At 72.6% G+C, this 20,348-nt stretch carries 16 protein-coding genes; 11 read left to right on the forward strand and 5 right to left on the reverse strand.

The genetic code is table 11. The features are described 5' to 3' along the window. The first annotated feature begins 187 nt into the window (after nucleotides 1-187). From macS to AB0H12_RS12610, 6 genes are read left to right on the forward strand one after another with little or no spacing between them, the layout of a single operon-like run. Nucleotides 188-1,294: a MacS family sensor histidine kinase gene (macS, locus tag AB0H12_RS12585; protein WP_499623179.1), complete on the forward strand. Its 1,107-nt coding sequence runs from the start codon at nucleotides 188-190 to the stop codon at nucleotides 1,292-1,294. Next, on the forward strand, nucleotides 1,291-1,941 hold the full coding sequence (locus AB0H12_RS12590; protein ID WP_123744858.1) for a response regulator: 651 nt from the start codon (nucleotides 1,291-1,293) through the stop codon (nucleotides 1,939-1,941). Before macS ends, AB0H12_RS12590 begins: the two co-directional genes overlap by 4 nt. 3 nt (nucleotides 1,942-1,944) lie before the next feature. Next, nucleotides 1,945-2,514, forward strand: a complete 570-nt coding sequence (locus AB0H12_RS12595) for a DUF1707 SHOCT-like domain-containing protein (RefSeq protein ID WP_499622899.1) — start codon at nucleotides 1,945-1,947, stop codon at nucleotides 2,512-2,514. Between the two features lie 42 nt (nucleotides 2,515-2,556). After that, nucleotides 2,557-4,020: an SDR family oxidoreductase gene (locus tag AB0H12_RS12600; protein ID WP_499622901.1), complete on the forward strand. Its 1,464-nt coding sequence runs from the start codon at nucleotides 2,557-2,559 to the stop codon at nucleotides 4,018-4,020. Between the two features lie 36 nt (nucleotides 4,021-4,056). Further along, nucleotides 4,057-5,091, forward strand: coding sequence for an L-threonine 3-dehydrogenase (tdh, locus tag AB0H12_RS12605; protein ID WP_499622902.1), 1,035 nt, complete (start codon nucleotides 4,057-4,059; stop codon nucleotides 5,089-5,091). Continuing rightward, nucleotides 5,091-6,269, forward strand: a complete 1,179-nt coding sequence (locus AB0H12_RS12610) for a glycine C-acetyltransferase (RefSeq protein ID WP_499622903.1) — start codon at nucleotides 5,091-5,093, stop codon at nucleotides 6,267-6,269. Before tdh ends, AB0H12_RS12610 begins: the two co-directional genes overlap by 1 nt. 4 nt (nucleotides 6,270-6,273) lie before the next feature. Here the strand turns inward: AB0H12_RS12610 and AB0H12_RS12615 are convergent, their stop codons facing one another. Continuing rightward, on the reverse strand, nucleotides 6,274-6,468 hold the full coding sequence (locus AB0H12_RS12615; RefSeq protein ID WP_499622904.1) for a hypothetical protein: 195 nt from the start codon (nucleotides 6,466-6,468) through the stop codon (nucleotides 6,274-6,276). A 51-nt stretch (nucleotides 6,469-6,519) separates the two neighbouring features. Here AB0H12_RS12615 and AB0H12_RS12620 point away from each other — a divergent pair, with 51 nt between their 5' ends. Next, complete coding sequence (locus AB0H12_RS12620) at nucleotides 6,520-7,392, forward strand: LysR family transcriptional regulator (protein WP_499622905.1); 873 nt, start codon at nucleotides 6,520-6,522, stop codon at nucleotides 7,390-7,392. On the opposite strand, the gene ptsP is transcribed toward AB0H12_RS12620, so the two are convergent. Next, nucleotides 7,386-9,017 carry a phosphoenolpyruvate--protein phosphotransferase gene (gene ptsP / locus AB0H12_RS12625; protein ID WP_499622906.1) on the reverse strand — a complete coding sequence of 544 codons (1,632 nt, stop codon included), beginning with the start codon at nucleotides 9,015-9,017 and terminating at the stop codon, nucleotides 7,386-7,388. The genes AB0H12_RS12620 and ptsP overlap by 7 nt on opposite strands. 286 nt (nucleotides 9,018-9,303) lie before the next feature. Further along, nucleotides 9,304-10,164 carry a ribokinase gene (locus AB0H12_RS12630; RefSeq protein WP_499622907.1) on the reverse strand — a complete coding sequence of 287 codons (861 nt, stop codon included), beginning with the start codon at nucleotides 10,162-10,164 and terminating at the stop codon, nucleotides 9,304-9,306. Nucleotides 10,165-10,260: 96 nt separating this feature from the next. Here AB0H12_RS12630 and AB0H12_RS12635 point away from each other — a divergent pair, with 96 nt between their 5' ends. Next, nucleotides 10,261-12,282 (forward strand): DUF2339 domain-containing protein, encoded by a 2,022-nt coding sequence (locus AB0H12_RS12635; RefSeq protein WP_499622909.1) that lies wholly within the window; start codon nucleotides 10,261-10,263, stop codon nucleotides 12,280-12,282. Nucleotides 12,283-12,562: 280 nt separating this feature from the next. Then, a complete protein-coding gene (locus AB0H12_RS12640) occupies nucleotides 12,563-13,576 on the forward strand; it encodes a YncE family protein (protein ID WP_499622910.1) in 1,014 nt (337 codons plus the stop codon). A 12-nt stretch (nucleotides 13,577-13,588) separates the two neighbouring features. On the opposite strand, the gene AB0H12_RS12645 is transcribed toward AB0H12_RS12640, so the two are convergent. Then, nucleotides 13,589-15,691 carry an MMPL family transporter gene (locus tag AB0H12_RS12645; protein ID WP_499622912.1) on the reverse strand — a complete coding sequence of 701 codons (2,103 nt, stop codon included), beginning with the start codon at nucleotides 15,689-15,691 and terminating at the stop codon, nucleotides 13,589-13,591. A 122-nt stretch (nucleotides 15,692-15,813) separates the two neighbouring features. Between AB0H12_RS12645 and AB0H12_RS12650 the strand changes: the two genes are divergently transcribed. After that, the gene (locus tag AB0H12_RS12650) at nucleotides 15,814-16,563 is read left to right on the forward strand and encodes a TetR/AcrR family transcriptional regulator (protein WP_499622914.1); all 750 of its coding nucleotides are present in this window, start codon (nucleotides 15,814-15,816) and stop codon (nucleotides 16,561-16,563) included. A gap of 163 nt (nucleotides 16,564-16,726) precedes the next feature. Then, nucleotides 16,727-17,332, forward strand: coding sequence for a hypothetical protein (locus AB0H12_RS12655; protein ID WP_499622915.1), 606 nt, complete (start codon nucleotides 16,727-16,729; stop codon nucleotides 17,330-17,332). A 50-nt stretch (nucleotides 17,333-17,382) separates the two neighbouring features. On the opposite strand, the gene leuS is transcribed toward AB0H12_RS12655, so the two are convergent. Continuing rightward, on the reverse strand, nucleotides 17,383-20,184 hold the full coding sequence (leuS, locus tag AB0H12_RS12660; RefSeq protein WP_499622916.1) for a leucine--tRNA ligase: 2,802 nt from the start codon (nucleotides 20,182-20,184) through the stop codon (nucleotides 17,383-17,385). Nucleotides 20,185-20,348 lie beyond the last annotated feature (164 nt).

Below are 20,348 nucleotides of genomic sequence, written 5' to 3' on the forward strand. Positions count from 1 at the left end.
ATCTTCACCCCCGGAGGCGATCAGGCCCCGTGAGATCACGCTCGGTGACTCCCGCCAGCCTTCCACATGTGTCGGTATCGGAACAGACGGCCACCTGGGGGTTAGCTGCGCCACTCCGACACGGCAAGATTGGGCGTGAAGGGAGCACACCGTGCACACAAAGCCATCCGACCAGGGGACAGCGGCCATGGAGGACCCGGTCGCACACCTCTGGCGGGGAACGGTAGCGCTACGCGTAGTGACGTTCCTGTTCGCTTTGGGCAACGCGATCGTCCAGCACAACTACTACGAGCGGCAGTGGCTGGCGTGGGCGACGATCGCGGCGATGGCCCTCTGGTCGGTGTTCACCATCCAGGCGTACAGCCGGGAGGACGGGCGGCGGCCGTGGGTCGTGGTGGCGGACGTCGCGATCACGTGCGGCCTGATGTCCCTGTCACCACTGATCATGACGGATGCTCAGTTCCTGTTCAACGTCCCGCTGATCACCACGATCTGGGCGGCCGGACCGCCGGTGGCGGCGGGCGCGCTCGGCGGGCAGGTCGCGGGCGCGGTGTCCGGCTTCGTGGTCGGGCTGAGCACCTACCTCAACCGGGGCGGGCTCACCGTGGACCTGGTGCGGGACGTGGTCCTGTTGGCGGGCGCCGGTTTCGTGGTCGGCATGGCGTCGTCCACGGCGCGCCGCTCGGCGGTGCGGCTGGCGCAGGCGTTGCGGACCGAGGCGGCCACGGCCGAGCGCGAGCGGCTGGCGCGGTCCATTCACGACGGTGTGCTGCAAGTGCTGGCGCGCGTGCGCAAGCGCGGCACGGAGCTCGGCGGCGAGGCGGCGGAGCTGGCGGAGCTGGCCGGTGAGCAGGAAGTCGCGCTGCGGTCCCTGGTGGCCGCCGCGCCGACCGAGTCCACCGTGGACGGCGACGCGGACCTGCGGCCGGCGCTGCAGCTGCTGGCCACGTCCCGGTTCCAGGTGTCCACACCGGCCACGCAGGTGATGGTGCCGGCCGCGACGGCGTTCGAGCTGACCGCCGTGGTGCGCGAGGCGCTGTCCAACGTGGACAAGCACGCGGGCCCGGACGCGCGGGCGTGGGTGCTGCTGGAGGACCTCGGCGACGAGGTCGTGATCAGCGTCCGCGACGACGGCCCCGGCATCCCCGAGGGCCGGTTGGCCTCCGCCGAGGCGGAGGGGCGGATGGGCGTCGCCCAGTCCATCCGGGGCCGGGTCGAGGCGCTGCGTGGCACCCTTGAGCTGCAGACGGGGCCGGGGGAGGGCGCCGAATGGGAGGTGCGGGTCTACCGATGAGCGTTTCCGTGATGGTGGTGGACGACCACCCGCTGTGGCGCGACGGCGTCGCGCGCGACCTGGCCGAACGCGGTTTCGAGGTGGTCGCGACCGCGGGCGACGCCGCGTCGGCGGTGCGGATCGCCCGCGCGGTGCGGCCGGACGTGGTGCTGATGGACCTCAACCTCGGCGAGACGACGGGGGTGGAGGCGACCACGTTGATCACCGGGTCGCTGGAGGGCACCAGGGTGCTGGTGCTGTCCGCGAGCGGCGAGCACAGCGACGTGCTGGAGGCGGTGAAGGCGGGCGCGTCCGGTTACCTGGTGAAGTCGGCGTCGGCCGAGGAGCTGGTGGAGGCGGTGAACCGGACGGCGGCCGGTGACGCGGTGTTCACCGCCGGGCTGGCGGGGCTGGTGCTCGGCGAGTACCGGCGGATGGCCGCCACGCCGGACGACGACAAGCCGCAGCTCACCGAGCGCGAGACCGAGGTGCTGCGGCTGGTGGCCAAGGGGCTGACGGCGCGGCAGATCGCGAACCGGCTGGTCATCTCGCACCGCACGGTGGAGAACCACGTGCAGTCCACCCTGCGCAAGCTGCAACTGCACAACCGCGTCGAGCTGGCGCGGTACGCGATCGAGCACGGGCTCGACGTCGAGCCGGAGGGCTGACCCATGACCGACCCCAAGGACTTCCGGGTGTCCGACGCCGAGCGGGAGCACGTCGTCGGCCTGTTGCAGAAGGCGATCGGCCGCGGCCTGATCACGCTGGACGAGTTCACCGAGCGCACCGACACGGCGCTGGCCGCGCGGACCCGCGGCGAGCTGAACGCCGTGCTGCTGGACCTGCCCGGCATGGTGCACAACGAGCAGGTGGTCGCCATGCCCGCCGACCGGCAGGAGCTGAAGGCCACCATGTCCACGGTCAACCGCAAGGGCAACTGGACGGTGCCCCGGCAGCTCGTCGTGCGCAGCCGGATGGGGACGACGGACCTGGACTTCCGCGAGGCGTCCATCCCGCACGCGGTGGTGGACATCGAGCTGGACGTGACCGCCGGTTCGGTGAAGCTGGTGCTGCCGGAGGGCGCGACGGTCAACGCGGACGGCGTCGAGCTGGCCGCGAGCCACCTGAAGGACAAGGTGGGCACGGGCGTGAACGGCCGACCGCACTTCGTCGTGCACGGCCTCGTGCGCGCGGGCAACGTGGAGATCAAGAAGAAGTCCCGCTGGTTCCGGCACGCCTGACCCCGTCGTGCGGTCCCGCCGTCGCGCGGTGAGGATCGTGGTGTGCACTGCCTCGTCACCGGCGCGACCGGCTACCTCGGCGGACGGCTCGTGCCCCGGTTGGTCGCGGCGGGCCACCGGGTCAGGTGCCTGGTCCGCGACCCGCGCAAGCTGCGGGACGTGCCGTGGGTCGGGCAGGTCGAGGTCGTGCGCGGCGACGTGCTCGACCCGGCCTCCCTGGACGCGGCGATGCGGGACGTCGACGTCGTGCACTACCTCGTGCACTCGTTGAGCGATCCGGACTTCGTCGACGCGGACCGGCGCGCCGCGGAGAACACCGCGCGCGCCGCGGCGGACGCGGGCGTGCGGCGGATCGTCTACCTGGGCGGACTGCACCCACCGGGTGCGGCGCTGTCACCCCACCTGGCCTCGCGCAAGGAGGTCGGAGACGTGTTCCTGCGCGGCCCGGTGCCCGCGGTGGTGCTGCAGGCGGCGGTGGTCATCGGGTCCGGCTCGGCGAGCTTCGAGATGCTGCGCTACCTCGCCGAACGGCTGCCGGTCATGGTCACGCCGCGCTGGGTGCGCAACCGGGTCCAGCCGATCGCGGTGCGGGACGTGCTGCGGTACCTGGTCGACGCGGTGGGGCTGCCGGCCGACGTCAACCGGGCGTTCGACGTCGGCGGCCCGGACGTGCTGACCTACCTGGAGATGATGCTCCGGTACGCGGAGGTGGCCGGGCTGCGCCGGCGGCGCGTCCTGCCGGTGCCGGTGCTCACGCCGCGCCTCTCCGCGCACTGGGTCAACCTCGTCACGCCCGTGCCGCGCTCGATCGCCGCGCCGTTGATCGAGTCGCTGGTGCACGAGGTGGTGTGCCGGGAGCACGACATCGAGGCGTACTTGCCGGGGGAGAACACCGGCTACGACCGGGCGGTGGCGCTCGCGCTGGCGAAGGTCCGCGACGCGGACGTGGAGACCCGCTGGTCGGGCGCGTCGGTGCCGGGCGCGCCCGCCGACCCGCTGCCGACCGACCCCGACTGGTCCGGCGGTTCGTCGTACGTCGACGTGCGGGAACGGCGGACCGCCGCGTCACCGCAACGGCTGTGGCAGGTCGTGGAGGGCATCGGCGGCGATCACGGCTGGTACTCGTTCCCCCTGGCCTGGGCGGTGCGCGGGTGGCTCGACCGGTTGGTCGGCGGCGTCGGGCTGCGGCGCGGGCGGCGCGATCCCCGGCGGTTGCACGTCGGCGAGGCGCTGGACTTCTGGCGGGTGGAGGAGCTCGACCGCGGCCGGCTGCTGCGGCTGCGCGCGGAGATGCGGGTGCCGGGCCTGGCCTGGTTGGAGCTCCGGGTCTCGGAGGCGGACGGCGGTGGGTCGACGTACCGCCAACGGGCGGTGTTCGTGCCGCGAGGGCTCGCCGGGCACGTGTACTGGTGGCTGGTGTGGCCGTTCCACGGGCTGGTGTTCGGCGGCATGGCGCGCAACATCGCCAATGAAGCTGAACTTACGAGTGAATTCAGAAAGTCCTGATGGACTGCACAAGAGGGTGGGAGCACACTCGCCCGCATGAAGGCACTGGTCAAGGCGACCGCCGGGCCGGGGTTGTCGTTGACCGACGTCCCGGACCCCACCCCCGGCACCGGTGACGTGGTGGTCCGGGTCCTGCGCACCGGCATCTGCGGCACGGACCTGCACATCGACTCGTGGGACGAGTGGGCCGCGCACAACATCAGCGCGCCGCTCGTGCTCGGGCACGAGTTCGTCGGCGAGGTGGTGGAGACCGGTGCGGCGGTGACCGGGGTCGAGGTCGGCGACCTGGTCAGCGGCGAGGGCCACCTGGTCTGCGGCACGTGCCGCAACTGCAAGGCGGGCCGCCGGCACCTGTGCGCCAACACCCGCGGCCTCGGCGTGCACAGCGACGGCGCGTTCGCGCAGTACGTGGTGCTGCCCGAGCAGAACGCCTGGGTGCACCGCGCGCCCGTCGACCTGGACGTGGCGGCGATCTTCGACCCCTTCGGCAACGCCGTGCACACCGCGCTGTCGTTCCCGGTCATCGGCGAGGACGTGCTGATCACCGGCGCCGGCCCGATCGGGATCATGGCGGCGGCCGTGGCCAAGCACGCGGGCGCGCGCAACGTGGTCATCACCGACGTGAGCGAGCACCGGCTGGACCTGGCCCGCAAGGTCGGCGTCGACCTCGCGCTCGACGTCACCGAGCGCACGATCGCCGACGCGCAGGCCGAGCTCGGCATGTCCGAGGGCTTCGACGTCGGCATGGAGATGTCCGGCAAGCCGGTCGCGTTGCAGGAGATGATCGGCAACATGGCGCACGGCGGCCGGGTCGCGATCCTCGGGCTGCCCGCCGAGGAGTTCGCGGTCGACTGGAGCAGCGTCGTGCTGAAGATGCTGCAGATCAAGGGCATCTACGGCCGGGAGATGTTCGAGACCTGGTACTCGATGTCCGTGCTGCTGCAACGCGGCCTCGACCTGACGCCGGTGATCACGCACCGGTTCGACCACGCGGACTTCGCCGAGGCGTTCGCGACGGCGCGCGAGGGCAAGTGCGGCAAGGTCATCCTCGACTGGACGGGAGCTCACTGATGTACGGCGCGATGCGAGAGGACCTGCGGACCGGCCTGGACGAGATCCGCGCGGCCGGGCTCTACAAGGCGGAACGGGTGATCGGCACACCGCAGAACGCCGCCGTGCGCGTCGGCTCCGGCGCCGAGGTGCTGAACTTCTGCGCCAACAACTACCTGGGCCTGGCCGACCACCCGCGGCTGGTCGAGGCCGCGCACGAGGCGTTGGACCGGTGGGGCTTCGGCATGGCGTCGGTGCGGTTCATCTGCGGCACGCAGGAACCGCACAAGGAGCTGGAGCTGCGGCTCTCGCAGTTCCTGGGCACCGAGGACACGATCCTCTACAGCTCGTGCTTCGACGCCAACGGCGGCCTGTTCGAGACCCTGCTCGGCGCGGACGACGCGATCATCTCCGACGAGCTGAACCACGCGTCGATCATCGACGGCGTGCGGCTGTCGAAGGCACGCCGCCACCGCTACGAGAACCGAGACATGGACGACCTGGAGCGGCAGCTCAAGGACTCCGCCGACGCCCGCTACCGGCTGATCGCGACCGACGGCGTGTTCTCCATGGACGGCTACCTCGCGCCGCTGGACGACATCTGCGACCTGGCCGAGCGGTACGACGCGCTGGTGATGGTCGACGACTCGCACGCGGTCGGCTTCACCGGCCCGAACGGTCGCGGCACGCCCGAGCTGTTCGGCGTGCAGGACCGGGTGGACATCGTCACCGGCACGCTCGGCAAGGCGCTGGGCGGCGCGTCCGGCGGCTACACGTCCGGGCGGGCGGAGATCGTGGAGATGCTGCGGCAGCGGTCGCGGCCGTACCTGTTCTCCAACTCGCTGGCGCCGTCGATCACCGCCGCCGCGATCGCCGCGCTCGACCTGCTCAGCTCGTCCGGCGAGCTGCTGACCAGGCTGCGCGAGAACACCGCGCTGTTCCGCTCCCGGATGACCGAGGCGGGCTTCGACCTGCTGCCCGGCGAGCACCCGATCATCCCGGTGATGATCGGGGACGCGGCGGAGGCGTCCCGGATGGCCGACCTGCTGCTGGAGCAGGGCATCTACGTGATCGGCTTCTCCTACCCCGTCGTGCCGCACGGCAAGGCGCGGATCCGGACCCAGATGTCGGCGGCCCACTCGACCGACGACGTGAACCGCGCCGTGGACGCGTTCATCGCGGCCCGCGACCGGATGTGATGCCTCACTTCTTGCCGCTGGGGCCCCAGATGCCGGCGAACACGAGCAGGATCGCGGACACCAGGATCGACAGGGTCACGACGACGCCGTTCATCTCCAACTCGCCGGCCCGGGCGCTGGGCACGACGAAGCCGAAGACGACCAGCACGAGCAGGCCGAGACCGGCGATGACCGATTCGGTGGCGCGGAGCGAACGCATGGCTCTTGTTACCGCACGCGGGCCTGCCGTGCACGTCGTGACAATGGGTCCGTGATCGACCCACGACGGCTGCGGGTGCTGCGCGCGCTCGCCGACCACGGCACCGTGACGGCCGCGGCGCAGGCCCTGCACCTCACGCCGTCCGCGGTGTCGCAGCAGCTGGCCGCCCTGGAGTCCGAGGTGGGGCACGAGCTGCTGCGGCGGCGTGGGCGGCGGGTGTCGTTGACCGCCGCCGGCGAGCTGCTGGTCCGGCACGCCAACGCGGTGGCCGCGGAGCTGGAGCGGGCGCAGGCGACGCTGGCCGCGTTCACCTCCGGCGCGACCGGTCGGGTCGAGGTCGGCAGCTTCGCGTCGGCGATCACGCAGGTCGTCGCGCCCGCGCTGGCCGCGCTGCGGGTGTCCGCGCCGGGCGTGACGCTGCGGGTGCGCGACGTCGAGGGGCACGCCAGCGTGCCGTTGCTGCTCGACGGCGAGATCGACCTGGCGATCACCGAGGAGTACCGGCTGCGCACCGACGACCGGCGGCTGACCCGGTTCCCGCTCTACACCGAGCCGTTCGACGTGGTGCTGCCGCCGGCGCACCCGTTGGCCGGTCGGGCGGAGGTGGACCTGGCCGACCTCGCGGACGACGACTGGGTCGTGACGCTGCCCGGCAACCCGGTGCGCGACGTCGTGCAGCTGGCGTGCGAGCACGCCGGTTTCGCGCCGCGGATCACGCACACGTCCGACGACTTCCGCGCCATCGGCGCGTTGGTGCGGGCGGGCGCGGGGGTGGCTCTGGTGCCCCGCAACGCCGTGCGCGGTGTGCCCGTGCGCGGCACGGCCCCGTTGCGGCGGGTGGTCGCGGCGGTGCGCGCGGGCAGCGAGGGCCACCCGTTGATCGGGCTGGTCCGGGACGCCCTGCTGGACGCCGTCGGTCAGTGAGGGGCGCGGGCCGCCAGCTTCGCCGACGCCGGGTCCGCCGCCGCCACCGCGCCGCCGGCCGCCAGCTGGCACAGGTCGAAGCTGGTCGAGGCGAGCTTCGCGCCCACGCCCGCGAGGGCCGTGTGGTTCATCGACAGGCTCGTCACGCCCAACCCGGTCAGCACGCACGCCAGCAGCGGGTCGGCGGCGGCCTCGCCGCAGACGCCCACCGGCTTGCCCGCGGCCGTGCCCGCGTCGCCGACCAGCTTGATCAGCCGCAGCAGCGCGGGCTGCCACGGGTCGTTGAGCGCGGCCACCGCGCCGACCTGCCGGTCCGCCGCGAACACGTACTGGGCCAGGTCGTTGGTGCCGATGGAGACGAAGTCGACCACGGCCAGCACCTCGTGGGCGCTCAGGGCCGCCGCCGGGACCTCGATCATCACGCCCGCGCGCCGGATGCCGGCCGCACGCGCCCGTTCCGCGAACCACGCGGCCTCGGCGGCGGTGGCGACCATCGGCGCCATCACCGACACGTCGGCATCCGTGTCGGCGGCGGCGAGCGCGATCGCTTCGAGTTGGCGTTCCAGCACGTCGGGGCGGTCGAAGGCGACCCGGAGGCCGCGCACGCCCAGCGCCGGGTTCGGCTCCGGCTCGGGGGCCAGGAACGGCAGCGGCTTGTCCGCGCCCGCGTCCAGCGTGCGGACCACCACGGGCTTGCCCGCGAACGGCGCGAGCACCGCCGCGTACGCCTCGCGCTGCTCGGCGACGGACGGCTCGGTCGCGGCGGACAGGAAGCAGAACTCGGTCCGGAACAGGCCGACGCCCTCCGCGCCGCCCGCCGCCGCCGCGACCGCGTCCGCGGGCGAGCCGACGTTGCCGAGCACCTTCACCCGGTACCCGTCGCGCAGCACGCCGACGCCGTTCCACTCCGCCCGTCCCGCGACGTGCGCCGCGCGGACCGTGCCGTCCGAGGCCTGCACCACGCCGGTGTCGCCGTCCACGAGCAGGGCGGGCACGTCGAGGTCGAGCACGCCGCGGCACGCCACCACGGCCGGGATGCCGAGCGACCGGGCCAGGATGGCGGTGTGCGAGGTGGGTCCGCCCTCCTCGGTGACCAGCGCCAACACCTTGGCCGGGTCCAGCCCGGCGGTGTCGGCGGGCGCCAGGTCGCGGGCCACGAGCACGGACGGCGAGGCGAGCGACGGCACACCGGGCGCGGCCACGCCGAGCAGTTCGGCGACCAGCCGGTCGCGGACGTCGCGGACGTCGCGGGCCCGTTCGGCCATGTACCCGCCCGCCGCTTCGAGTGCGGTGATGAAGCCGGCGGCGGACTGGTGCACGGCCCGTGCGGCGGGCAGGGAGTCCGACGTCACCAGCTTCTCGGCCTGGGAGAGCAACGCGGGGTCGGCCGCCATCGCCGCGGTCGTCTCCAACACGTCCTTCGCGTCACCGCTCGCGGCGGCGGCCCGTTCCCGCAACCGCGCCACGACGACGTCCGCCGCGGGCCTGATCCGCGCCGCCTCGGCCGCCGGATCCGCCGGCGCGGGTCCGGCCGGCGGTTCACCCAGGGGCTCGGCGACCCGGACCACCGGCCCGGACGCCCGCCCGGAACTCACCCCGACACCACTCAGCCGCGCACTCGACATGGTCTAGACCATACCCTCAGGTCGACGGGACGTGAAGGACAAGCCAACGACACCCGCCCCGAGCCCGCTACCCGGCCGGCGACACCGGCAGCCCGGCCTGGCGGCCCGACCCCGACTCGGGCGGAAGGGCCCTGCGGGTGTCCCAGTCGCATGATCTTAGGAGTGCCGTGCCCGCCCCGCCCTCCTGCCTGGTGCCCGGTGTCGCGATCGCCGAGTCGGTTGGCCGCTGGTCTGCACGCGGTCGGACCCGCTGTCCCGGGGACGACATGCCCTGCCGGGCGCGGGTTCAGCCGGGCCGCACCTGGGCCAGGGTCGGGTAGGACGGTTGTGCCCCGGCCGAGGTCACCGACAGGGCGGCCACGCGGGCGGCGAGAGCGGCGGCTTCCGGCAGTGACGAGCCGGACGACAGGGCGACCGCCAGCGCGCCGGCGAACGCGTCACCGGCGCCCGTCGTGTCCACAACGGACACTTCGGGAGCACCCACCTCGACCACACCGGACGGCGTGACGACGGCCGCGCCGCGTGCGCCCAACGTCACCACGGCGGACTTCGGCCCCAGCGCCAGCAGACCGTCGAACGACCCCGCCAGCGACGCCGCCTCGTGCTCGTTCACGATCAGCGGGTCCAGCAGGGCCAGCACCTCCGCGGGCACCTCGACCACCGGCGACAGGTTCAGCACGGGCCGGACGCCGCGGGACGCCGCCACCCGCACCGCGTGCGACACCGTCGGCACGGGCACCTCCAGCGAGCACACCAGCACCGACACGTCGTCCCAGGTCAGCGCGTCCACATCGGACACGCCCAGGTCCGAGTTCGCGCCGGGGGCGACGACGATCGAGTTCTCACCGTCCGGCGTCACGGTGATGTAAGCCAAGCCCGTCGGCCGGGACGACGTGCGCACGAAATCGGTCCGCACACCCGACGACGACAGGGAGCCCAACAGCAGCTCCCCGTACTGGTCCCCGCCCACCGCGCCGACGAGTGCCACCGACGCGCCCAGCCGGGCGGCGGCCACGGCGGTGTTCGCGCCCTTGCCACCGGGCAGGACGACGGTGTCGCCGCCGAGCACCGTCTCACCGCCGGCGGGTCGGCGTGGCACCGAGACGACGAGGTCCGCGTTGGCCGAACCGAGCACGAGAACAGTCACGGTGGCACTGTGCCAGGTCCCGGCGTGACCGGTTCGGTACCGGGTTGAGTAGTGGTACGGATTCCGGATACACCGGATCCGGGCGACGCTGGTCACATGACCGGTACTGGGCTGGACCCCCTGACAAGGCTCGCTGATGAACTCGGGCACCTCGGCCGCCGCTTGGAGGCGGTGGGTCAGGAGCTGCACCGGGTCGGCAGCACCCAGGCGGTGACGACGTCGACCGCACCGCCCGCCACGGGCACGGCGGCCGGAGCGACATCGGGCATGCCCGCGAGTGAGCCGACCGCGCCCGCCGCACGGCAGTCCGAGCCTGCCCAGCCGGCCCCCGCCCAGCCCGTCGCCTCTCAACCCGCACCCGCCCAGCCCGTCGCCGCGGCGGCCCAGACCGCGCAAGCCCCGGCTCAGCCGACCCCACCGCCCTACCCGACGGCGCCCCGTCCGACCGCCCACCCGAACGGCCCGGCGGCCTACGCCGCGCCCCATCCGGGCTACGCGCCACCACAGGGCCCGCCGCCGGGGGCTCCGGGCTGGGGCCAACCTGCCCCGTACTGGCCGCCCACCCCTCCGCCGCCGCCCGGCCCCACCCTCTTCGACCGCCTCGCCAAGGACGGCGCGGGCAGCAAGCTCCTCGCCTGGGTCGGCGGCGCGGTCACGCTGCTCGGTGTCGTCCTCCTCCTGGTCCTCGCCGTGCAACGCGGCTACCTCGGCCCCCTGCCCCGCGTCCTCGGCGGCGCCGCGCTCGGCGGCGTGCTGGTCGGCCTCGGCCTGTGGCTGCACCGCACCCCGGCCGGCCGCACCGGCGCGTTCGCCCTCGCCGCCACCGGCATCGCCGTGCTGTACCTGGACGTCATCGCCGCGACCTCGATCTACGAGTACCTGCCCGAAGGCGGTGGTCTGGCCGCGGGCCTGCTCATCGCGGGCGGCGGGCTGCTGCTCGCCCTGCGCTGGGACTCGGCCGCCCTCGCCATCGGCGTGGTCGCGGCCTGCGCCGTGTGCGCCCCCGTCCTCACGCAGGGGTTCACGCCGCTGCTGGTGGCGTTCCTGCTGGTCCTGAAGATCGCGGCGAGCCCCGTGCACCTCAAGCGCGACTGGCCGTGGCTCGCGGTCACCGCGGGCGTGCCGCCGCTGCTCGCCTCGGTCCTGGTGATCGGCCGCGCGGACGAGCTCACGCTGGCCGGCATCTCCCTGCTGGCCGCCGTGATCGGCGTGGCCGCCGCCGTGCTCACGATCAACGCCCGACCCGGCGACGTCACCGCGCTCGCCCTCGCCGTCGGCTCGCCGCTGCCGGCCCTGCTCACCACCGCCGTCCTGGACCGCACGCTCGGCGCGGGTGTCGCCGGCGCCGTCGCGGTGCTGATGCTCGCGCTGTGGGCGGCCGGTCGGCGCTCGTTGCCGAAGAACTTCACCGCGGCGGTCGGCGCGGTCGGCGTGTTCGCGTTGTTCCAGGCCACGACGATCGCCCTGGACGGCAGCACGAGGGCCGCGGTGGTGTTGGCCGAGGCCCTGGCGCTGGCGTTCCTGGCCAAGGTCCTCGAGTCGCGCGGTCCGCTGCTCGGCTCGCTCGTGTTCGGCGCCATCGGTTTTCTGCTCACCACCGCGCAAGCCGTGCCGCCGCGGCTGCTGCTGGACGAACCGTGGCGCGTGGACACCTCGGGGTTCCTGGTGTCCGGCATGCTGACCGCGCTGGTCCTCGGCGTGCTCGTGGTCGTGCTGCCGTGGGTCGCGTCGGGCCTGGGTGTCCTGGGCAGGCACCCGTTCCCGTGGATCGTCACGGGTGTCGTGCTGCTGTACGCGGCGGCCGGTGTCGTGTTGTGCGGCGCGCTGCTGGTGTCGCAGGACGTGACCGGATTCCTCTTCGGTCACTCGATCGTGACGGTGTCGTGGACGGTCGCCGCACTGGTGCTGCTGGTGCGCGGCATCGACCGGAAGTCCCTGCGGGTGGCCGGATTGGTGCTGGTCGGCGCGGCGGTGGCGAAGTTGCTGCTGTTCGACATGTCCGCGTTGGACGGCATCGCCCGCGTGCTCGCGTTCATCGGCGCCGGCCTCGTCCTCCTGACGGCGGGCACGCGTTACGCCAAGCTGGTGGCAACTCGACGAATTTCGGCTGATTCGTAGCTCTCGGGATCCAAAACGGCCCGGACTGCGTCAACCTGGTGTAGAGGTCTACGTCGTCGGGGTACGACCACCGGTGCTCCGGCACCGGCAGGGGTCCGGCGTCGGTCGTTTCGCCCCCCGAGCGACCGGCGCCGGGCGCACCGCCGCCGAGGCGCCGCCGTTGCCGCCCGTCCCGCCGCCGCGGGCGGCAGCCAGCCCCCATCACCCGGTCCGGCACAAAAGGCACCCGTCCGTAGGACCAGGGTGGAACCCGACCGCGCGGCGGTGTTCCCATCCAGCCATGTGGGGACGACGACGCACCGCAGCCCTGGGCACCGCAGCCGTCCTCCTCGCCGCCGCGCTCTCCGCCGCCGGCCAGGAGCGGTCGCACGTCGTCACCGCCGCCGGCACGCGCGCGCCCAAGGCGTACGTGATCACCCACAACGGCCGGGTGCAGGTGCTCGACACCACCGACGGCCGGGTCGTGGCGACCGCCAACACCGGCGCGTGGACCACGGGCGCGGCGGTCGAGCCGGGTGGCCGGCGGGTGTACGTGGTCAACGGCTGGGCGGGCGTGATCACGGCGGTCGACCCGGTGGCGGGCAAGGTCGTCGGCCGCATCGACGCCCGCGCGCAGCTGGCGCAGGCGGTGCTGCGCCCGGACGGCCGGCGCCTCTACGTCACCGGCAGCGGCGCGGTCGCGGTGGTGGACCCGGTGACGTTCCGCCTGGTCGCGGCGATCAGGGCGGGCGGCCAGCCGCAGGGCATCGCGGTCACGCCGGACGGCCGCCGGCTGTACGTGGCCAACGCGCAGGACGGCACGGTGAGCGTGCTCGACACCGAGACCGCGAGCCCCCGGACCACGATCGACGTCGAGGGCATGCCGCAGCACGTCGCGGTCAGCCCGGACGGCAATGCGGTCTACGTCAGCTCGCTCGACGTCGGCGAGGGCACCGGCACCGTCTCCGTGATCGACACGCGCACCGACGAGCTGCGCTGGTCGACGCGGGTCGGCAAGGGCGCGGGCAGCATCGCGGTCACCCCGGACGGTCGCCGCGTCTACGTGGCGCTCAACCGCCGCGTGGCCGTCGTCGACACCACGACCCGCGCCACGAAGGTGTTGCGGCTCAAGGCGAAGGCGCTGGCCATCGCGCCCGGCGACCGCCGCGTGTTCCTGTCCAGCGGCAACACCGCGACCGTGCTGGACAGCACCGACAACCGGGTGTTGAACACGTTCCAGCTCAGCGGGTTGGACGACGGTGGCCGCGGCGTCACGGCCACCGTCATCGCGTTCGAACCGGTCGACCGCTCCTGAGAGGACGACCGCCTAGGCGGGCTGCGGCAGCTTCTCGTCCTCCACCGGCGCGTCCTCGTGGATCGCCATCCGCTCCTGGATCCGCCGCAGCGGCCCCGGCGCCCACCACGCGGCGTCGCCGAGCATCTTCATCACGGCGGGCACCAGCAGCATCCGCACCACGGTGGCGTCCAGGGCGAGCGCCAGGATCATGCCGACACCGACGAACCGCATCATCGTGATCTGCGAGAACGCGAACGCGCCCGTCACCACGATCAGCAGCAGCGCCGCCGCCGTGATCACCCGACCGGTCTTCGCCAGACCGGCGGTCACCGCCTCCTCGGTCGACGCGCCGCGACCGCGCGCCTCGACCATCCGGGACAGCAGGAACACCTCGTAGTCCGTGGACAACCCGAAGACCACGGCCGCCATCAGCACCACGATCCCGGACTCCAGCGGCGCGGGCGTGACGCCGAGCAGCGACGCGCCGTGCCCGTCCTGGAACACCCACACCAGCACACCGAACGTGGCGGACAGGCTCAGCGCGCTCATCACCACGGCCTTGATCGGCAGCAGCACGGACCCGAACGCCAGGAACATCAGCACGAACGTCGCGCCCACCAGCAGCAGGATCATCAGCGGCAGCTTCTCGCCGATCGCGTCTAGGCTGTCGGTCACCATCGCCGTGCTGCCGCCGACGAGCACCTCGTCACCCGGTCCGGCGAGCGCCCGCACCTCCCGCAGCGCCTGCTTGGACTCGTCGCTCAGCGCGTCCTGGTCCAGCCCGGCGTTGATCAGCCACACGCCGCCGGCGGGCTCGGCCGCGATCTGCGCCTCGCCGACACCGGGCACCGCGCCGACGTCGCCGAGGAACTCCTGCACCTCGGCCTGCGACGGGTCACCGGTGATGACGATCTTGAAGCCGGCGTTGGACAGCGCGGCGAAGTCGTGGTTGACCGTCTCGGCGGCGACGCGCGCCGGGTTGCCCTCGGGCAGCACCTTCTCGGTGACCTCGCCGAACTTCACGCCGAGGAACGGCGAGCCGAGCGCGAGCAGGAGCAGCACGATCGGCAGCGCGAACAGCACCGGGCGCTTCATCACCCGACCGGCCAGCCGGCGCCAGCCGCCCTCGGACGGCGCCTTCTTCTTGCGCCACGGCATGGCGAGCTTGTCCACGCGGTGGCCGAGGACGGCCAGCAGCGCGGGGAGCAGGGTGAGCGACACGACCGCCGCGATGGCCACCGCCGACATGCCGCCGTAGCTCAGGGACTTCAGGAAGCCCTGCGGGAACAGCAGCAGCCCGGCGAGCGCGATCACCAGCAGCGTCGCGGAGAACATCACGGTGCGGCCCGCCGACATGACCGTCCGGCGCACGGCGTCCGGTGTGGCGCGGCCCGCGGCCAGCTCCTCCCGGAACCGGCCGACCATGAACAGGCCGTAGTCGATCGCCATGCCGAGGCCGAGCAGGCTGGCCACGTTGACCGCGAACGAGTTCACGTCGGCGACCAGCGAGACGGCGTGCAGCACGCCGAGCGAGCCCATGATCGCGAGGCCGCCCACCAGCACGGGCAGCGACGCCGCGACCAGGCCGCCGAAGATGATCACCAGCAGGATGAGCACGATCGGCAGCGAGACGGCCTCGGCCTTGGTGAGGTCGGAGGCGGACATGTCGCTGATCGCCTTCTGGGTCGGCACCAGGCCGCCCACCTGCGCGTCCAGCCCGTCGACCTGGAGCCGGTCGGCGATCTGGTCGTACTGCTTGAGCTGCGTGTTCGAGTCACCCGAGGTCAGCGTGATCACGACGAGCGACTTGCCGCTCTGCGGCGACGGGAACGGCGGCTGCACCTTCAGCACGGCGTCCGCGGGGAGGTCGGACAGCTCGCCGGCGATCTGCTGGAGCTTGACCGGGTCGGTGGTGTTGTAGACCACCAGCACGTCGCCGCCCTGTCGGCCGAACGCGTCCTGCGCGACCTGGTTGGCCCGCGCCGCCTCGCTCGTCGGCGCCTCGTAACCGCCCTGGCTGAGCCGGTCGAACACGCCGAGCCCCCAGATGCCGCCGACCACCGCGAGGGCCACCGTCGCGATCAGCACCACCCATCTGCGGCGGTACGCCAGCGATCCCCACTTCGCGAACACGCGTCCTCCCAGGCAGGTGGGTTACGGTTGGGTGAATGGCGTCAACTTCGTAAACGGTGTTCACTCACCTGCCCCGAAGTTATACCCGGGTGAACACTGTTTACAACCTGATTGGGTGACTTATGACCGAGGCCACTCGCCGTGAGCGGCTACGCGCTGAGACCGAGCGTGACATCCGGCGACAGGCCCGTGCCCTGCTCGTGGAGCACGGCCGGGACGCCGTCACTCTGCGTGCGATCGCACGTGAAGTCGGCATCACCGCCCCCGCGCTGTACCGGTACTACGACTCGCGCGAGGACCTGCTCCGCAGGCTCGCCGAGGACATCTGCACGGACCTGGCCGCCGAGCTCGACGCCGACCTCGACGGCATCGACTCCGACGACGTCAGCGCGCAGGTCTACGCGGTGTGCCGGGGCTTCCGGCGCTGGGCGCTCGCGCACCCGCAGGAGTTCACGCTGGTGTTCGCGTCCACCGAGGACGCGCTCGGCTCCTGCTCCCCGGACGACCGCGGCCAGGTCGGCGACCAGTTCGGCCGGGTGTTCCTGGAGGTCGCGGGCAGGTTGATCGCGAGCCACCCGCTGCCGGACGACCTCGGCCACGACGCGCCGGAGAACCTGCACGCCGACCTGGCGGTGTTCCAGCAGGTGTTGCTGGCCACCGTGAACGACCGCGGCGTCGCGGTCGACGAGAGCGTGCTGCCGCTCGGCGCGGTCTACCACATCACCCAGTCGTGGGTGCGGATCTACGGCCACGTGGCCCTGGAGGTCTTCGGCCGCTTCCCGTTCGCGGTGTCCAACCCCGAGCCGATGTTCGACTCGATGCTGGCCCAGATCCTCGGAGAGATGGGTTTTCGTCACCTGGCGCGTCCGTGAGCTGCGACTTCCGGGCATACCTGCTGGGCCGTTCGAGGGCTTTTCGCGTTCGCGGCACAACCGGGGGCACCCGGGCGGGGTTGCATGTGGTGGCCGCACGGCGAGAACGTCTCGGGGCGGGGGGATGGTGGCGGGGAAGAGTTCCGACAAGGGATCCGGCGGCGTGGCGTTAGTGGCCGCGGTGCTCGTCGTCCTCGCGGGCGCGGGCGGGGCCGGTGGCGCGGCGCTGAACTCGGGCGCGAGCGGCGGTGGTGGGGCGGCGGGACCGGTGGAGAGCATCGGCGTCCGCAAGTGGGACGCCAAGCGCGCGGCGCGCGGTGGTGACGCCGAAGGCGCGATGAGCCACCTCGGCGTCGGGATCAGCAAGCAGGCGGTCAAGCAGGAGCTCGACTGCGTGGAGAACTCGTTCGGCCAGGTGCGCGACTTCCTCGCCCAGACCCCGTGCACGTCGCTGGACCGCCTCCTGCTCGCCGTCGGCGACCAGGCGGGCAACGCGGCCTTGGTGTCGGTGGTGTGGGTGACGTTCCCGGGCCGCAACCAGGCCCGGCAGTTCGACCGGGTCGTCGACGTCGCGGGCTCCGGCGACGTGAAACCGCTCCCCGGCGGGGTGGTGGGCATGCCGGACGTCCGGTTCACCGCCACGCACTACTGGTCGGAGATCAAGGACACCACGATCACGATCGCCGAGTCCGAACCGGCAACCGGGCACGTCGAGCCGGACCTGCTCGACGCGATGACCGAAGTGGCCGCCCAGTTGCCCCGTCCGTGAACCCGGTGTCCGTGAACCGCTGCCCGTGAACCCGGTGTCCGTGGACCCCGCTACAGCACCACGTTGACCAGCCGGCCCGGCACGACGATCACCTTGCGCGGCGCGCCGCCGTCCATCAGCTCGGCCACCTTCTCCTCCGCCAGCGCCGCCGCCTCGACCTCGGCCGCCGACGCCGAGGCCGCCACCACCACGCGCGCCTTCACCTTGCCGTTGACCTGGATCGGGTACTCCACCGCGTCCTCGACCAGGTACTTCTCGTCCGCCACCGGGAACGGGCCGTGCGCCAGCGACTCGGTGTGGCCCAGCCTGGCCCACAGCTCCTCGGCGACGTGCGGGCTCAACGGCGCCAGCATCAGCGCCAGCGGCTCGGCCAGCACGCGCGGCGCGCCGCCCGGGAAGTGCTTGGTGACGTGGTTGTTCAGCTCGATCAGCTTCGCGCCCGCCGTGTTGTAGCGCAGGTTCGCGAAGTCGTCGTGCACGCCCGCGATCGTCTTGTGCAGCAGCCGCAGCGCGTCCTCGCCCGGGTCGGAGTCGGTCACGCGCAGCTCGCCCGTGGTCTCGTCGACCAGGTTGCGCCACAGCCGCTGCAGGAACCGCTGCGCGCCGACGACGTCCTTGGTCGCCCACGGCCGCGAGACGTCCATCGGGCCCATCGACATCTCGTACAGCCGGAACGTGTCGGCGCCGTACTTCTCGCACATCTCGTCCGGTGTGACGACGTTCTTCAGGCTCTTGCCCATCTTGCCGTACTCGCGGCGCACCTCCTCGTCCTCGAAGAAGTACTTGCCGTCGCGCTCCTCCACCTCCTCGGCGGGCACGGGGGCGCCGCGCGAGTCGCGGTAGGCGTACGCCTCGACGTAGCCCTGGTTGAACAGCCGCCGGTACGGCTCGTCGCCGGACACGTGGCCCAGGTCGAACAGCACCTTCTGCCAGAACCGCGCGTACAGCAGGTGCAGCACCGCGTGCTCCACGCCGCCGATGTACAGGTCCACGCCGCCGGGGTCGGACGGGCCGTGCTCGGCGGTGCGCGGACCCAGCCAGTACCGCTCGTTCTCCGCGTCGACGAACCGCTCGGACTCCGTCGGGTCCACGTACCGCAGCTGGTACCAGCACGAACCCGCCCAGTTGGGCATCGTGTTGGTCTCGCGCCGGTACCGCTTGGGCCCGTCGCCCAGGTCCAGCTCGACGGTGACCCAGTCCTCGGCGCGCGACAGCGGCGGCGACGGCTCGGAGTCCGCGTCGTCCGGCTCGAACGTCCGCGGCGAGTAGTCGTCCACGTCGGGCAGCTCGATCGGCAGCATCGACTCCGGCACGGCGATCGGCGTGCCGTCCTCGTCGTACACGATCGGGAAGGGCTCGCCCCAGTACCGCTGCCGGGAGAACAGCCAGTCGCGCAGCTTGACCTGCACGGCGCCCTCGCCGCGGCCCTGCTCCTCCAGCCAGGCGATGATCTTCTTCTTCGCCTCGTCGACGTCCAGGCCGTCCAGGTCGACGCTGCTCACGTGGCTGGAGTTCACGGCCGGGCCGGCGCCCGTGTAGGCCTCGCCGTCGAAGTCCACCGGCGGCTGCACGGTCCGGATGATCGGCAGGTCGAACGCCTTGGCGAAGTCCCAGTCGCGCTGGTCCTGTCCGGGCACCGCCATGATCGCGCCGGTGCCGTAGCCCATCAGCACGTAGTCCGCCACGTACACCGGGATCTGCGCGCCGTTGACCGGGTTGACCGCGTGCGCGCCGGTGAAGACGCCGGTCTTCTCCTTGTTCTCCTGCCGGTCCAGCTCGGACTTGCGCGACACCTCGGCGCGGTACGCGGCGATCGCCTCGGCCTGCTCGGCGGACGCGATCACGTCCACCAGCGGGTGCTCGGGCGCCAGCACCACGTACGTCGCGCCGAACAGCGTGTCCGGCCGGGTGGTGAACACCTCGACGTCCACGCCGTCGTGCCCGGCCACGGCGAACTCGACCCTGGCGCCGCGCGAGCGGCCGATCCAGTTGCGCTGCATCGCCTTGATCTTGTCCGGCCAGTCCAGCCGGTCCAGGTCGTCGATCAGCCGGTCGGAGTACGCGGTGATCCGCATCACCCACTGGCGCAGCGAGCGCCGGAACACCGGGAAGTTGCCGCGCTCGCTGCGGCCGTCCGCGGTGACCTCCTCGTTCGCCAGCACGGTGCCCAGGCCGGGGCACCAGTTCACCGGCGCCTCGGACAGGTAGACCAGGCGGTGCCGGCCCAGCAGCTCCTCCCGCTCCGGGCGGGTCATCCCGTCCCACGGCTTGTCCGGCGTGGCCCGCTCGCCCGAGGCGAACTGCGCCTCCAGCTCGACGATCGGCCTCGCCCTGCCCGCCGCCGGGTCGTACCAGGAGTTGAAGATCTGCAGGAAGATCCACTGGGTCCACTTGTAGTAGCCCGGGTCGGTGGTGGCGATCCGGCGGCGCTCGTCGTGACCCAGGCCCAGCCTGCGGATCTGCCGCAGGTAGGTCTGGATGTTGTCCTCGGTGGTCTTGCGCGGGTGCTGCCCGGTCTGCACGGCGTACTGCTCGGCGGGCAGGCCGAACGCGTCGAAGCCCATCGTGTGCAGCACGTTGCGGCCGTTCATCCGGTGGTACCGGGCGAACACGTCGGTGCCGATGAAGCCCAGCGGGTGGCCCACGTGCAGGCCCGCGCCCGACGGGTAGGGGAACATGTCCTGCACGAACAGCTTGTCCGCGGGCACGTCGCCCTTGAGCGGTCCGACCGGGTTCGGCGCGTGGAAGGTGCCGTCCTCCTCCCAGTGCTGCTGCCAGCGCCGCTCGATCTCGCCCGCCAGCTCGGCGGTGTAGCGGTAGGCGGGCGTCGCGTCCGCCGCGTCGGTGCTCATCGGGATGTCCCTCTCCATCGGTACCTGCCCCTGACACGACGAAACCCCCCAGCCCGGAAGGGCATGAGGGGTTGCGCGCGGACCCGGCTGACGGGGTCTGCGCGGCTAGCTGAGGAGCAGGCGGGCCTTGCTCATGTCGTCAACGGTATCAGCGCAGCGCAAGC

Origin of the sequence: Actinosynnema sp. NPDC023794, from assembly GCF_040639675.1 — a bacterium.
GTDB lineage: Bacteria > Actinomycetota > Actinomycetes > Mycobacteriales > Pseudonocardiaceae > Actinosynnema > Actinosynnema luteola.

Coding starts and splice junctions, on each gene's coding strand:
- macS (WP_499623179.1), top strand. CDS start 188: ATGGAGGACCCGGTCGCACACCTCTGGCGGGGAACGGTAGCGCTACGC.
- AB0H12_RS12590 (WP_123744858.1), top strand. CDS start 1,291: ATGAGCGTTTCCGTGATGGTGGTGGACGACCACCCGCTGTGGCGCGAC.
- AB0H12_RS12595 (WP_499622899.1), top strand. CDS start 1,945: ATGACCGACCCCAAGGACTTCCGGGTGTCCGACGCCGAGCGGGAGCAC.
- tdh (WP_499622902.1), top strand. CDS start 4,057: ATGAAGGCACTGGTCAAGGCGACCGCCGGGCCGGGGTTGTCGTTGACC.
- AB0H12_RS12610 (WP_499622903.1), top strand. CDS start 5,091: ATGTACGGCGCGATGCGAGAGGACCTGCGGACCGGCCTGGACGAGATC.
- AB0H12_RS12615 (WP_499622904.1), bottom strand. CDS start 6,468: ATGCGTTCGCTCCGCGCCACCGAATCGGTCATCGCCGGTCTCGGCCTG.
- ptsP (WP_499622906.1), bottom strand. CDS start 9,017: ATGTCGAGTGCGCGGCTGAGTGGTGTCGGGGTGAGTTCCGGGCGGGCG.
- AB0H12_RS12635 (WP_499622909.1), top strand. CDS start 10,261: ATGACCGGTACTGGGCTGGACCCCCTGACAAGGCTCGCTGATGAACTC.
- AB0H12_RS12640 (WP_499622910.1), top strand. CDS start 12,563: ATGTGGGGACGACGACGCACCGCAGCCCTGGGCACCGCAGCCGTCCTC.
- AB0H12_RS12650 (WP_499622914.1), top strand. CDS start 15,814: ATGACCGAGGCCACTCGCCGTGAGCGGCTACGCGCTGAGACCGAGCGT.
- leuS (WP_499622916.1), bottom strand. CDS start 20,184: ATGAGCACCGACGCGGCGGACGCGACGCCCGCCTACCGCTACACCGCC.